This is a genomic window from Phenylobacterium sp. (assembly GCF_004799515.1).
In the GTDB taxonomy this organism is placed as follows: Bacteria; Pseudomonadota; Alphaproteobacteria; order Caulobacterales; family Caulobacteraceae; genus Phenylobacterium.
This window is the reverse complement of record NZ_SSMX01000030.1, coordinates 242,978-256,903: the sequence shown is the minus strand read 5'-3', so window position 1 is coordinate 256,903 and position 13,926 is coordinate 242,978. Positions and strand designations below refer to the sequence as shown.

Here is a 13,926-nt window from a genome sequence, read left to right as displayed (position 1 = left end):
CTAGCCGTCCGGCTTGTCGGAGGAATCCGGGTCCGGGTCGCCTTCCGCATCGTGCGTCGGCGTCTCCGGGTCGGCTGTCGGAGACGGGGCGGGCGGCTCGGCTTCGCCCAGCCAACGCTCGGCGAAGTCCTCGCCTTCGCGAGCTTCCCTGGCCAAGGCGTCGAACACCCGGGTGAACCCGGCGATGATAGTGGCGGCGTTGAGCCGTGCGGTGTCGGCGCCGGCGACCGCGTCAAACTCCTGCGCCGCCACCATCATCAGGGTCATCATCTTGTGGTCCGCGCAGGCGACCGCGAATTGCGGCGAGCGGATCTCCATGGCGGTCAGGATCGCAAACGGGTCGACATCCAGAATCTGTGCGAACAAGTGGACGCGATCCACGTTCAGCGGACCCTTGCCGGCTTCGAAATATTCGTAGGCCCGGCGGGAAATTCCGAGCAGGACGGCCATCTCGCCCGGTCGGCGGCCGCGTAGCTTTCGGAGCGTTCTCAGCGCCTGCCCCAAGGCTTCGCTACGGCTGGGAACGACCGCTTTAGGCTCGATCATAGAACTCGCCCTACACAACTCACGCTTGTTTTTTTGTTTCTACACGATCCTGCAGGCTGCCAAGCCCGGATGGACTTCCGAGGCCCTCAATCCTTACGGCATGAGCGGCGCCGACCCGTCCTCCGCAGTCTCAGGTGCAATCTCCGCAACCTCGTTGCGGAAAGCTCCGTGTACGGGGCCTAGGGGTTCAAGCGCGAACGTCCGCGCACGCCCTGATTCGCCCGCACCCGTTCTCGCTACGGGCGCGCCGCGCATGCGGCCACCAATCCATAGGCATGGCCTGACTGGGACAGGAGATGGCTCTATCCTGGACGCCTGCGGCGTCCAGCAAGCTCGGGTTTGCGGACGGAAGCGGCTCCGCAATCCACTGGCCGGCGCGGCCGGGCAAACCTCTGGGGGCGCGATTGCACGGCGGCTCCTGGCCTTCCCGCGCCGGCCGATGGCGACGTCCCCTGCTGACCATGCTGGTCCTACTGGCCCTGCAAGGCTGGGCCGGCGACGCAGTGGCCGTAGACCCCGCGACCGCGCTGACGCAATACGCGCACAAGGCCTGGCAGACCGGCGAGGCAGGCCTCGACGCGCCGCCGACCTCGATCGCCCAGACCCACGACGGCTATGTCTGGGGTGGCTCTGCAGACGGCCTCTTCCGCTTCGACGGTTTCAGCTTCTCACATTGGCGCCCCTCGACTGGTTTGGACCCATTAAATCAGGCCTTGGCGAGCAACGCCGTCAGACGCCAAGCGACCAGCGCTCCGACAAGCGCTACCCCGCAATTTTCTCCAAGAGCGGGATCATACGCTCGTCCAACTCCGCCGGAATCGGGGAGTCGCGCAGCTCTGGAAACTGACTGAAGAACGCCGTCGGCAGATCGATATCGATCCTGGCGTCTTCACCATCGCGTTGGGAGACGCAGAACCGCACAGGCGCGCCCAAGCCGGCGGTCGCGGAGTAGCGGAACAGACCCTGAGCAATGGTGGCGTTTCCGAAGAGGTAGAATCTGGACTCGATCGGTATGCCGGCGAGGCGTTGCGTCGATCCTTGGTCGAGCTGGAAGAAGATGGCGAACTCGGTCGAGCCGCCAACCTCCTTCACGTAGTTCGCAAGCTTTTCGGTATCACCCTCGGCGGTGAGCGCCGCCAGCTTAGCTGTGTCATAGTGATGAAACAGCTTTTCAATGCCACTGGTAAGCTCTGCGAACGACTTCTTTGACCGAATCGTCACGAGTTTACCGGTGAATTCGGTCTCTGTTACCTGCGCACTCATGGGACGTCTCCAAACTGAACCTCGAGCATAGCCCGCGTGTCTTGAGACGGAAGATATACGGACGTATAGTCGACTCTGGCCCGCTGGGGCGCGCTCTGGAGTGAAGCTCCCGACAGTTGGCGCGCGCACGTCGGCGGGCGGCGATACCCAGGTATAATCGACAGGTCATCGCCAGCCCCGCAGACTTCATGTCCGGCCGAAGATCCGGCGCTGGCTTGCCAGCGTGCGTAGCGAGCGACGAGGCGCCCCATGAAGATCGAAGGAAGCGTCGCACTGGTGACCGGCGCCAACCGTGGCTTGGGCCGGGCTTTCGTGGACGGCTTGCTCGCGAGGGGCGCAGCCATGGTCTACGCCGGAGCGCGGATCCCCTCGGCAATGGCCGGCGTACCGGCCGTGCCGGTCGCGCTCGACATCACCCAGCCGAGCGATGTGGCCAAGGCTGCGGCCCGCTGCACGGACGTCACCCTGCTGATCAACAACGCCGGGATCATGTTGCGCAGCCCGATGCTCGCCGACGGATCCGCCGAGGCGATGCGGCGCGAAATGGACGTCAACGTCTTTGGGACGCTCGACATGGTGCGGTGCTTCGCGCCGGTGCTGGCCGCCAACGGCGGGGGCGCGATCGTCAACGTCCTGTCGGTCCTCAGCTGGGTCACGTCGCCCGCCCTCGCGACCTACAGCGCCTCCAAACATGCCGAACTCGCCGTGACTGACGCGGCCCGGATCCAGCTGAAGGCGCAGGGCACCCAGGTGCTCGGCGTCTACGCGGGCTTCATCGACACCGACATGGTGGCGGGCCTCGACGGCGCCAAGACGACGCCGGTGGAGGTCGTGGCGCGGACGCTGGAGGGGGTAGACGCCGGTCTGGATCACGTCCTGGCGGGAGAGCGGGCGCACCACGTCTGGGCCACGCGCCGCGAAAACCCCGCCGCGCTCGAGGCAGGTATGCAGGCCGCCTGGGACGCCGCGGCGGCGGCCAACTGGCGCGACTTGCACCCGGAGACGCCCTAGGCTTCCCGCGTCGCGACGGACACGCGGGTCCGGCGCGTCGTCTTGCCGCCGCCGCGCGGCCAGGCCGGCGCGACTCCCGGGGGAGACTTAGGGTGACGATCTTCGAAAGCATCGTGGCGCTGCTGGCGGTGGCGGTGATCCTGCTGCAGGCGTCGCGACGCATCGGCGTCCCCTACCCCACGATGCTGGCGGCCGCCGGCGTCGGGCTGGCGCTGGTCCCTGGCGCGCCGCAGGTTCGGCTGGACCCGCACACCGCCTTGGCGCTGTTCATCGCACCGGTCTTGGTGGACGCCGCCTACGACTTCCCGCTGGGCGCCATCCGTCGCTACTGGCGCCCCCTGCTCGCCCTTGCCGTGTTCGCCGTCTTCCTAAGCGCCGGCGCCGTGGCCTGGGTCGGCGTGCGGTTCGCGGGCCTGCCGCTCTATGCCGCCGTCACGCTCGGCGCGATCGTCTCCCCGCCGGACGCCGCCGCGGCGACGGCGGTGCTCAGCAGTGTCCAGATGCCGCGACGCTCCGTGAGCGTCCTGAAGGGCGAGAGCCTGCTCAACGACGCCTCCGCCCTCCTGCTGTTCACGGCCGCCATGTCGTTCCACCACAAGACCGGCGTCGACCTGCAGACGGCGATCCAGCTCGGCATCGCTGCGCCGGCGGGAATCCTCCTCGGAATTGTGCTGGCCAAGCTGAACCGCCACATCACGCCGTTCATCACCGGCACCTTGGGCGGCAACATCTTCGAGTTCGTCAGCTGCTTCGGCATCTGGATCATCGCCGACCGGCTGCGAGTTTCGGCGGTGCTCTGCGTCGTCGCCTACGCCATGACGATCGCGCGTTCGGCCGGCCTGGCCACGCCGGCGCGGACGCGCATCCAGAGCTTCGCCGTCTGGGCCGTCGCGGTGTTCCTGCTCAACGTCCTGGCGTTTCTGCTGATGGGCTTCCAGGCCCGCGCCATCGTCGCCGGCCTGGACGCTGCACGGCTGCGGGAGGCCGCGATGTTTGCCGGCGCAGTCGTCGTCGTGCTGATCGCGGTCCGCGTGGCCTGGGTCCTGATCTATGTCACCGCAGCGGCTCGAATCCACGCGTTCCGGGGCGACAATCCACGACCCACCTTGGCGCGGGGCGTTCTGATCGGCTGGAGCGGCATGCGGGGCCTGGTGACCCTGGCCACGGCCTTCGCGCTTCCCGGCGACTTTCCGCAGCGTGACCTCATCGTGCTGACCGCCTTCGCCGTGGTCTTGGCGACGTTGATCTTGCAGGGCCTCAGCCTCGCGCCGCTCGTCCGTTGGCTCAAGCTGGACGGCGAGGACGGGCTCGCGGCCGAGCTGGCCTCGGCGCGCTTCGCCCTGGCGACAACGGGCCTGGCGAGTCTGAAAGCGCAGTCAGGACCCGCCGCCGATCATTGGCGCGCCAGCTTCGAGGTGACCAAGGCCGCCGCCGCGCCAGACGGCGATCCCCATCCGCTGGCGGCGAAACGGAAAGTTGGGCGGGTTGCGTTGCGGCGGCAGCGGGAGCGCCTCGAAGCGTTGCGGCGTGCGGGCGAGGTCGACGCGGAGGCCTTCCTGATCCTGCAGGAAGAACTGGACTTCCAGGACGTGACCATCAGCGACGACGACGAGCGCCAGATCGAGGAAAGCTGAACCGGCGGCCCCGCCGCGAGGATCGAGCGCGGCGCCGCTTACGCGCCCTGGCTGGGGATCCGCCCCTCAGCTTTGCGCACGGTCGTGCAATCCGAGACCGTTCGGTCAAGCCCAGCTCTGTGCTCCAGGCCAGAACGGTCCCGCCTGGAATGCGGAGCCATTGTGATGATCTACGAGACGACCGCCCTCGTCTTGGTCGAGGAGTTCGCCCACCGGGTTCTCAACGAATACACCCATGCCATCGCCGACCTGACGTTGGCCGCCCGAAGCACCGAAGACACCGTCGTTCGCCGCCGGTTGCTGGCCGCCGCCGACCGCCTCCACGCCCACGCCCTCGCTCATCGCGCCCTGGCGATGCCGCGGGCCGATGTCCACTGTGACGTCGCCGAATACATGTCCGGCGTCTGCGCCGCCGTCGCCAACGCGCTCTCCTGGGAGGCGGGCGTTCAGCTGCAGATCGGAGACCTTGAGGTGATCTGGCCAGGCGAGCGATGCTGGCGCCTTGCTTTGATCGTCTCGGAGTTGATCCACAACGCCGCACGGCACGGCGGGCGGAACCACACGATCGCCGTCGCGCTGATGACGGCCGGACCCGACCTGATCTGCCGCGTGAGCAACGAAGGTCCCTGCAGCCCAAGCTCCAATCCGGGCCGCGGTCGCCGCGTCGTCGCGGCCCTGGCGGCGGAGATTGGCGGCCATGCCGACTGGCAGTTCACGGCGAGCGGCGCCTGCGCTTGGGTGGCCGCGCCGTTGAACGCGCCGCGGCGCGACCCGCGGCTCTAGGCGCGGTCGCCTTGCGCCGTCTCCTCCTCCTGACGCTGGCGGTCCCGATCTGGTTGGCGGAGTCCGGAATCGGGTGGGCCGCGCCGCCTTCAGTCGCGTCCAATACCGGCCCATCGACCGCCGCGCAGATCGCGGGCCTGAAAGCCGAAAACGCCGAGCTCAAGGCCCGCGTCGATGCGCTGACAGCCGCGTTCGAGCGAACCCAGGCGCGCCTCGACCAGGTGCTTCCCGCCGCGCTGGGACCGGCGGGCGCCGCGCCGGCCGAGGTCTCCGCGACGATCCCGCCCGACAAAGCCCAGGTCGTCGGCGTCGCCGCCGCGTTCCCCGAACCGCAGCCCGCGCTCGGACCCCATACCATCCGGTTCGGTGGCCTGCGATTCACGCCCGGCGGCTTCTTCGAGGCCGCGGATATCGAGCGCTCCCGCAACATGGTGTCGGATATCGGCACCAACTGGAACCTGATCCCGTTCGCGGGGCCGGCGGCCGCCAACACCGTCCAGGCCGCCGCCCATTCGAGCGAGAACCGTTTCACTTCCCGGCAAAGCCGTCTCAGCGGCCTGATCGAGGGCGAGGCCGGCCGCAACCTGACCTTGGGCCTCTATATCGAACTCGACTTCCAAGCCGCCGCGCAGACCGCGAACTCGACCCAGTCGAACAGCTTCAACCCGAGGGTCCGCGAGGGGTACTTGACCTTCGACTGGCAGGACCAGGGCCTGCACTTCCTGGCGGGGCAGAACTGGTCCCTGGCGGACCTGAACGGCAAGGGGATCGAACCTCGAACTGAGGTCGTCCCCGGCGTCATCGACGCCCTGCTGGTGCCGGGGACCAACCTCGTGCGCCAACCCCAGGTCCGCCTCGCCAAGGCCTGGCGCGACGACAGCCTCTGGACCGCGATCTCACTCGAGAACCCTGCGACCACAACGGTCGGCGCCGTTCCGCCCAACACCACCACGGCGGCGCCGGGCGAGAATGGGTTCGACGTGGCAAACCTGGTGTCGATCAATCGGTACCCGGATGTCATCGGCAAGATCGCCTTCGACGGCCGATCGCTCGGCCGGACCTTCCACCTCGAAGGCTATGGCATCCTCACCAATCAGACCGACCGTCACCCGGCGGGGTCGGACGCCAACAACCGCCGGACGGATTCGGTGTGGACCGGCGGGTTCGGCGCCGGTTTGCTGGCCGAACTGGTTCCTCGGGATTTGGACTTGCAGATCGCCGGGCTCAGGGGACGCGGCGTGGGCCGCTACTCCGCCGCGGATCTTCCAGCCGCGACGTTCCATGCCGATGGACGACTCGACCCGGTCCCCCAGACCAACTGGCTGGCCGGCCTGACCTGGCACGTGACGCGTCGTTTGGATGCCTATGGATTCGCTGGTCGCGAGCAGCAGGATGCGACGGGGGTGCAGACTCTCGCAGGCGTCAATTACGGGCTGGGAAACCCGGGGCTCGACGCCCGCGCCTGCGCTTTCGAGGTGACTTCCCAAGCGCCTGTCGGGGCGCTCTGCTCCGTGCAGACACGTTCGATCCAACAGGAGACCGCCGGGTTCTGGTGGCGCGGCGCCGACGGAAGCTACGGCCGGCTCCAGTGGGGCCTGCAGTATTCTCACACCGTTCGCACCTCCTTCGCGGGCCTCGACAATGTCGCCGCCTCCGGCGCGGAGGACATCGTGATGACCAGCCTCCGCTGGTATCCCTTCTGACTGCCGACGCCCGATGACGCGCCTTGAGGCGGTCGGCGGTCCGAACGTTCCAAAAGGGAGCGCCGGCGCAATCCCGAGGTCGGGCCGGTCGCTTGAATGGCGGCTCCAGAATCACTCGAACAGCGTTTGGGCGAGACCCCATGATCGGCGTAATCGCGCGGCGTCCGCGGCCACGGCAGACCGGGATCTCCGCCGTATGACAGTCAGCGCCTTCCCTCTCCAGCGGGCGTTGCAGCCAATCATCGTGGTCGACGATGACCAGCGCGTCCGCGAAAGCCTAGCCGATCTGCTCGAGGCCAACGGGATGGCGGCGATGTCACTCGCCTCGGCCGGAGCCGCGACGCTGGACCTCCAGATCCTCCGGGCTGCCGCCTGCCTCGTGGTCGACGTCGGCCTAGCCGACAATCCTGGCCTGCTGCTGCAGGGCCGACTTCGCGCCGCCGGCGTCGGAACCCCGCTAATCCTCATGTCCGAGCACGCCGACGTGCAGATGTCGGTGAGGGCGATGAAGGCGGGCGCGGTGGACTTCCTTTGCAAGCCCGTCACCGCGGACGCCTTGCTGTCGGCGGTTTCGGACGCCGTGGAGCTGGGCCAGCGTCAGATCGTCCTGAGCCTCGAAGAGGCCGAGGTCTCCGCGCGATATGCACAACTCACCGAGCGTCAGAAGGAGGTGATGGCCCACGTCGTCACCGGCTTGATGAACAAGCAGATCGCCTATCGCGTTGGCCTCAGCGAGATCACCGTCAAGGTCCACCGCAGCCACCTGATGCACATGATGCAAGCGCGTTCCGTCGCCGAACTCGTGCACATGGCCTACGTCCTGGCCCGACGGCCCGCCGCGGCGGGGGCGAAGCGCGAGCCTGCAGATCCGTCCCGTCGCGCAGCGGTCGGCTGATCCCGACCGACGTACGCGCGCCGACGGACGCTCGCGGTCAAAGGCCCGCGAGGATGGCCTTGGCGACGACCTCCGGACGGTCGATCTGCGGCCAGTGGCCCGCCTCGATCGGATTGTAAGTCGCGTTGGGAAAGTGGCCGGCGAAGTCCTTCGCGACGCCGGCGTCGAGATAGGGGTCCTGAATTCCCCACACCACGTTCACGTGCGGCTTGAAGGTCGCGAGCTCCCCGACGCGCTTGTCGTTCGCCGCGACCGCGCGGCGCGCGTCCGCGGTCATCGCGAGGAACGCCGGGCCCGACCCCTTCTTGAAGTTCTCGTTGATTACCGGCTGCAGGAGCGTGTCGAACCGCTTCCGCAGATCGGCGGGCGCCTTGGCTTCGAAGTGGGCATTCTGGAAATTCAGCAGCCACTGCGCCTTCTCGGGGTCGCCGATGATCGCGCGCGCCAGATCGTGCAGTCCGGGGTCCGCGCAGAGCTCGATCAGTTCCGGGAACTTCAGGGTCGGCGCGTCGGCATAGAAGGTGTTCAGCAGCACCATGGACGCGATCCGGCGCGGGTTCGACAGGGCATAATTGATCGCCGCGGGCCCGCCCGCGTCGTGCGCCACGGGAACGATCGTCTTGAGGTCGAGCGCCTGAACGACAGCATCAAGATCGGCCAGTTGCTGGTCGAAGTTGTAGACATAACCCTTCGGCTTTTCGGAGTCGCCGAACCCCATGAAGTCGAAGGTGACCACCCGGCGCTTGGCCGCCACGAGCATCGGCAGCATCTCGTCATAGATGTGCAGATTGTCGGGAAACCCGTGGAGCATCACCAAGGCCGGCCCTTCGCCGGGGTAGTCCCGCGCCTGCAGGACGCCGGCCCCCCGCTGGACCTTGTGCGCCACGAACGGCGGCGCGTCGGACTTGACGCCCCCCGCCGGCGCGTCAGCGGCGAAACTGCGGCGCGCGGAAACGGCGCCGACCGCCACCGCGAAGCCGGCCGCGACGCCCAACAGGGCCCGGCGATTAAACGTCGGCGCGTCGTGCACATCGTGGGTCATTGGCGGCCTCCCATTGGGCCTCCGGGCGCGACCGCGCGCGTCTGCGGGGGTCGATTTACGGCCGGGGGCGCCTTCCATCTTCAAAGCCCGCGCCCGGACTGTCGACTATACGTCCGTATCGTCCGGTCGCGTGCCGGGCCGCCCGCGCCCCGTCGCGCGCCCGTCGGCGGATCACGTGCGTCGGCGCGGCATTTTCACAACTCTTAACGGCCGGCGCGACGCGGACCGCATTTAGCTTCGGGTCATCAACGCGGTCGCTGCGCTCACGTCGAGACGGCGCCCGTGCCCCCAAGGGAGACGCGAACGATGTTCCAGCGCGCGCAATCCAGCGTCCATCGGGACTACTTCTGCCTGACTGCGCCAGCGCCGGCCGTCATCCGTGCGGTCGCGCCACCGCCCCTCGCCAGCGCCGCCGGCTGTCTCGTGCTCACGCTACTGCCGGGCGCTGACGACGCGCCGGAGATGCTAGTCGACGGCCAGCCCGCCCCGGTCGTACCGTTCGGGCGGTCCGCCAGCGCGCTCGTCGCTCTGGCGCTCGATGACGCGGCCTACGATGGTCGCAGCAAACTCGAGCTGCTCCTGCCACGCGCCGCGTTCGATCGCGCCGCGGACCATTGCGGCGCGCCCCGCATCAGCACCCTGTCTTTGGCCCACGGCGGCGCCCGCGGTGACGTTGTGATGGCCCACCTGGGCGCCTGCCTCACCCACATCCTGGCGGGGGCCGCTCAGGACAATCTGGCCACGGTCGACCAGATCGCCCTGGCGCTGAACCTGCACATCGCGCAGCGCTACGGCGCCCTGCAGATTCCGCGCGCCAAGCACCGCGGCGGTCTCGCGCCGTGGCAGCTTCGGCGGTCGTGCGACATCGTCGAGAGCAATCTAGAGGCGACGATCTCACTCCAGGTGCTGGCCGACGAGTGTGGGCTTTCCGTCAGCCACTTCTCGCGGGCCTTCACCCGCAGCACGGGCCTGGCCCCGCACCGCTGGATGATGCAGCGGCGCGTCCAGGTGGCGAAAGAGATGTTGCTGAAGGACGCGACCCCGTTGGCTGACATCGCCCTGGCCTGCGGCTTCGCGGACCAGAGTCACTTCACGCGAACCTTCGCCACGGCGACGGGCCTCACGCCCGGCCGGTGGCGCACGGAACAGGCCTGCATCGCGCGGCGCGAGCGGCTGGGCGGGCGGGACAGCGGCGACCACCGCCTGGTTGCCTAAGCGGGGCGCCGATCAGGTCAGCTCGCCAACCCCGTGCGATGCCGGACCACGGTCATCTCAGAAGGCCGCCGAGTCCGACGTCGAACTGAGAAACGCTTCCACCTGCCGGCAGAACGGCTGGTGGAATTGGAAGAGCGATCCGTGCGCGGAATCCGGCAGCGCCATCAGCACGGCGTTCGGCAAGTTTTCGGCCAGCCAATAGGAATTGCGGATCGGGATCATCTCATCGCGCACGCCGTTCACGACGAACGTCGGATGGCCGATCTTCTTCAGGTCGGCGAAGCGATTTGCGCCCCCTGTCTCCCACGCCCGAAACGCCGCGATCTGCGCCTTGGCGACGTCGCCGCCGGCCGCGGGCTCCCGGTCCTGGGTCCGGGTCTCCAGCCGTTTCACGAAGGCCGCGCCGGCCGCCTGGCTGGAGGCGGTTGGCGCGAAGAAAATCTTCTGCAGCCGGGCGAAGCCGTCCAGGTCCGGATTGGCGAAATGCGGAGCCAACGTCGGCTTGTCGAGATGCATGATGTCCTCCCCGCCCCGTGGCGCCGTGCCGACGAGGACCAGCCGGTGGAGGCTGGACGGCTGTTCCAGGGCCAGTTGCTGCGCGATCATTCCACCCAGCGAATACCCGAGGACGTCGCAGACCTCGATGCCCAGGGTCTCGAGGAAATTCCGAAGGTGGCGGGTCATGTCCTCGACGCTGGACGCCGGCGCGCCGTTGGACCGGCCGATCCCCGCATTCTCAAACAGTACGACGTCGCGGGTCCCGGCCAGGACGTCGACGACGGCCGGATCCCAGTTGTCGAGGGTGCCCGTGAAGTGCTGCAGGCAGATCAGCGGCAAGGCCGATCGCGGACCGAACCGGCGATAGGCATAGGAGTTCTCGCCGCTCTCAGCGAACAGGGTCTGAGCGGCGGCGCTGAGCGCGGTCATGGGAAGGCTCCGTGGAACGCGTTTGATCGGGCCGCGAATATGGCTGACGGCGCGTTGGCCGCGTTGTCGGAACCCCGCGAATTGGAATGAACCGCGCCCGAAGTCTTTCGGGCCGTGAAGCGCCTCACGCGCGATGACAGCAGGATCGTTCAAAACCTGAGAGGCGGTTCAAGAGCGCCACCACAAGGGCGGCGCTAATCCCTCGTCTCGGATCCAGGACAGATCGGTGTCCATGGACCATCGCTGCGCCCGGCTGCCCCGGCTCCGCCGCTGACGGTTGCGGGACTGACGGATGCGAGACAACGCCCACCCCCTTTCAGACAGACAGGTGCTGCAATGACCGACGGCTATGTTGAACGCCCCGATGGCGTCCGGATTTTCTACAAAGACTGGGGCTCGGGTCCCGCGCTGGTGTTCCACCATGGCTGGCCTCTGTCGGCCGACGACTGGGACGCCCAGATGATGTTCTTCCTGGGCGAAGGCTTCCGCGTGATCGCGCATGACCGTCGCGGTCACGGCCGGTCCACGCAGACCGTCGACGGCAACGACATGGACACCTACGTCTCGGACGTCCTGGCGCTCGCCAGCCATCTCGACCTGCGCGACGCCGTCCACATCGGCCACTCGACGGGGGGCGGCGAGGTGGCGCGCTACGTGGCCCGCGCCGAGCCTGGCCGCGTCGGCAAGGCGGTGCTGATCGGCGCTGTTCCGCCGATCATGCTGAAGTCAGAGACGAACCCCGGCGGGACGCCCATTGAGGTCTTTGACGGCCAGCGCGCCGCGCTGCTGGCGAACCGGTCGCAGTTCTTCCAGGACTTGGCGTCAGGCCCCTTCTATGGGTTCAACCGCCCGGGCGCAGCGGTGAGCGAGGGCACCATCCTCAACTGGTGGCGTCAGGGCATGACCGGCAGCGCGAAGGCCCACTACGACTGCATCAAGGCTTTCTCGGAGACGGACTTCACCGACGACCTCAAGGCCATCGGCGTGCCCACTTTGGTCATGCACGGCGACGACGATCAGATTGTCCCCTACACGGACGCCGGCCTGCTTTCGGCGAAGCTGCTGAAGCAGGGGCAGCTGATCCTCTACCCCGGCTATCCGCACGGAATGTGCACGACCCACCCTGAGGTCATCAACCGCGACCTCCTCAAGTTCATCAACGCCTAACGAGCCGGCGCCATGGGGCGGGAGCTCCATGGCGCCGGGCGCCGACGCGCCCGCGGAATCGCGGCGGGTCAGCCTGCCGAGGCCATCGGCTGGGCGAGCTCGAAGAGGTTGCCCCAGGGGTCGCAGAAGAAGGCGACGGTGAGACCCGCGACGGCCACGTCATGCGGCTCGCTCACGATCTTGACGCCGCGCCGTCTCAGCTCCTCGGTGGTATCCGCGACGCTCACCACGCGAAGACACACATGGTGCCAGCCCGCGAACCCGTAGCTTTCGTGCAGGTCAGCGAAGGCAGGCCGCGGCTCGGCGCCGGGACCCGCAAGCAACTCGATGCTGAAGCGATCGTCGTTCTCGGGGTGGAGATATGCGTAGGTGACCGCGCCGAGCACCCAAGTCTGCTTCATCCGAAAGTCCAGCTTCTCCGAATACCAGGCGACGGCGGCTTCGAAGTCGGGGACACGGACGGCCGTGTGGTCGGCGGTCCAGGCGAAGGGCGACGCGGACGCCGCGGGGGTGCTGGGCTCGGTCATGGTGCGTTCCTCACGGGTTGGCTGACTGTGATCGCGTGTGCTTCAGGAATCCCCGCCCGCCCGGGATGCTCCGATCAGGCCGTGCCGGTGGCCTTCAGCCAACCGCGGATGGCGTCGATGAGCTCCGCCTTCTGCTCCACCGGCAGCCAATGGCCGCCCGACAGGTGGGCGATGGACAGATGCTCACAGGCGCCGCGCATCGGCTCGCTGATCCGGCCGGTGCGGATGTCGCACAGTCCGTCGTAGTCGCCGTTCACGAACAGCACGGGCTGGCGCAGGCGACCGCCATCCGGCGCAGTGTGCGCGTAGGCGATGTTGGCGGCGTCGTTCAGGTACCAGGCGTTACCCGCACGGAACCCGGTGACGCGAAAGGCCGCGACAAGCTTGTCGAAATCCGCAGGCGGCCAAAGCGACGGGTCTGGCGCCACCACCGGTGCGCGATGGGCTGACCCGAACCAGCCGCCGTTACGGCTCACCAGAGCGGACCGGTAGACCTTGCCGACGCCGGCCGGGCTTCCAGGCCGGTAGATGGCCGCCAGGGTCGCTGGGATGTCAGCGTTGAAGTCCTGAACCGTCGTGTCGAAATTGGTTACGTAGAAGCGGCAATAATCCCACTGGCCGTCGGGATATTCGGCGGCCGGATAGAGCTGCCGGTCCACTAGGGGCACGAGGTTCGCCAGGGCAAAGCCCTGCGGGAAATAGGGTATGGACGCCAGGACCACGCCGCGGCTGAGGTTCGGATGATGCGCGGCCAAGGCGCCGGCCACCGGACTGCCGAGATCATGGCCGACCCAGACGGCTGGCTTGCCGCCGAGGTGCCGATGCAGTTCGACCATGTCGTCGACGATCTGCTCAAGCGCGTAGGGCGCGGCCCCATCGGGCGCTGACGAACCGCCGTAGCCCCTCATGTCCGGCGCCACGCAACGCCAACCGTCCGCGGCGAAGGCTTCCATCTGCGCGCGCCAGATCAGGCCGATTTCCGGCCAGCCGTGCAGGAAGATCATCAACGGTCCCCCCGCAGGGCCTGCCTCGAGATACTGGGTGGTCTGGCGGGGCGACTTGAAGGTCTTGGTGCTGAGCATACTGGGCATCCCGAAGGCGACATGCGCTTGGGTCGCGGCCGCAAGAAGACCCAATACGGTACGTCGCGCGAGTCTGGTCTCACGCGTCCGCGTGACCCCGTCTGGTTTCGACCGATCCGACATGGCTCAAG

General features: G+C 67.9%; 13 protein-coding genes. 7 read left to right on the top strand and 6 right to left on the bottom strand.

Features of this window, described 5'->3' with window-relative positions; translation table 11 throughout:
* On the bottom strand, positions 1–546 hold the full coding sequence (locus E8A49_RS14415) for a helix-turn-helix transcriptional regulator (protein ID WP_293382508.1): 546 nt from the start codon (positions 544–546) through the stop codon (positions 1–3).
* Positions 547–1,308: 762 nt separating this feature from the next.
* Positions 1,309–1,809: a hypothetical protein gene (locus E8A49_RS14410; RefSeq protein ID WP_293382505.1), complete on the bottom strand. Its 501-nt coding sequence runs from the start codon at positions 1,807–1,809 to the stop codon at positions 1,309–1,311.
* A 249-nt stretch (positions 1,810–2,058) separates the two neighbouring features.
* Between E8A49_RS14410 and E8A49_RS14405 the strand changes: the two genes are divergently transcribed.
* From E8A49_RS14405 to E8A49_RS14385, 5 genes are all read left to right on the top strand, one after another.
* Positions 2,059–2,820 carry an SDR family oxidoreductase gene (locus tag E8A49_RS14405; protein ID WP_293382503.1) on the top strand — a complete coding sequence of 254 codons (762 nt, stop codon included), beginning with the start codon at positions 2,059–2,061 and terminating at the stop codon, positions 2,818–2,820.
* 92 nt (positions 2,821–2,912) lie between these two features.
* Positions 2,913–4,454, top strand: a complete 1,542-nt coding sequence (locus E8A49_RS14400) for a cation:proton antiporter (RefSeq protein WP_293382500.1) — start codon at positions 2,913–2,915, stop codon at positions 4,452–4,454.
* Between the two features lie 165 nt (positions 4,455–4,619).
* Positions 4,620–5,237, top strand: a complete 618-nt coding sequence (locus tag E8A49_RS14395; protein WP_293382497.1) for an ATP-binding protein — start codon at positions 4,620–4,622, stop codon at positions 5,235–5,237.
* An 11-nt stretch (positions 5,238–5,248) separates the two neighbouring features.
* The gene (locus tag E8A49_RS14390; RefSeq protein WP_293382494.1) at positions 5,249–6,940 is read left to right on the top strand and encodes a hypothetical protein; all 1,692 of its coding nucleotides are present in this window, start codon (positions 5,249–5,251) and stop codon (positions 6,938–6,940) included.
* Positions 6,941–7,136: 196 nt separating this feature from the next.
* The gene (locus E8A49_RS14385; RefSeq protein WP_293382491.1) at positions 7,137–7,835 is read left to right on the top strand and encodes a response regulator; all 699 of its coding nucleotides are present in this window, start codon (positions 7,137–7,139) and stop codon (positions 7,833–7,835) included.
* Positions 7,836–7,872: 37 nt separating this feature from the next.
* On the opposite strand, the gene E8A49_RS14380 is transcribed toward E8A49_RS14385, so the two are convergent.
* Positions 7,873–8,877: an alpha/beta hydrolase gene (locus E8A49_RS14380; RefSeq protein ID WP_293382488.1), complete on the bottom strand. Its 1,005-nt coding sequence runs from the start codon at positions 8,875–8,877 to the stop codon at positions 7,873–7,875.
* Between the two features lie 306 nt (positions 8,878–9,183).
* Between E8A49_RS14380 and E8A49_RS14375 the strand changes: the two genes are divergently transcribed.
* Positions 9,184–10,092: an AraC family transcriptional regulator gene (locus tag E8A49_RS14375; protein WP_293382485.1), complete on the top strand. Its 909-nt coding sequence runs from the start codon at positions 9,184–9,186 to the stop codon at positions 10,090–10,092.
* A gap of 57 nt (positions 10,093–10,149) precedes the next feature.
* On the opposite strand, the gene E8A49_RS14370 is transcribed toward E8A49_RS14375, so the two are convergent.
* Positions 10,150–11,172: an alpha/beta hydrolase gene (locus E8A49_RS14370; protein WP_293382482.1), complete on the bottom strand. Its 1,023-nt coding sequence runs from the start codon at positions 11,170–11,172 to the stop codon at positions 10,150–10,152.
* Positions 11,173–11,355: 183 nt separating this feature from the next.
* On the opposite strand from E8A49_RS14370, the gene E8A49_RS14365 reads away from it, so the two are divergent.
* Positions 11,356–12,186, top strand: coding sequence for an alpha/beta hydrolase (locus E8A49_RS14365; RefSeq protein WP_293382479.1), 831 nt, complete (start codon positions 11,356–11,358; stop codon positions 12,184–12,186).
* Positions 12,187–12,254: 68 nt separating this feature from the next.
* On the opposite strand, the gene E8A49_RS14360 is transcribed toward E8A49_RS14365, so the two are convergent.
* Together E8A49_RS14360 and E8A49_RS14355 are read right to left on the bottom strand one after the other, a co-directional pair.
* On the bottom strand, positions 12,255–12,713 hold the full coding sequence (locus E8A49_RS14360) for a VOC family protein (RefSeq protein ID WP_293382476.1): 459 nt from the start codon (positions 12,711–12,713) through the stop codon (positions 12,255–12,257).
* A 74-nt stretch (positions 12,714–12,787) separates the two neighbouring features.
* Entirely contained in the window at positions 12,788–13,795 is a 1,008-nt protein-coding gene (locus E8A49_RS14355; RefSeq protein ID WP_293382473.1) for an alpha/beta hydrolase, read from the bottom strand.
* Positions 13,796–13,926: the final 131 nt, after the last annotated feature.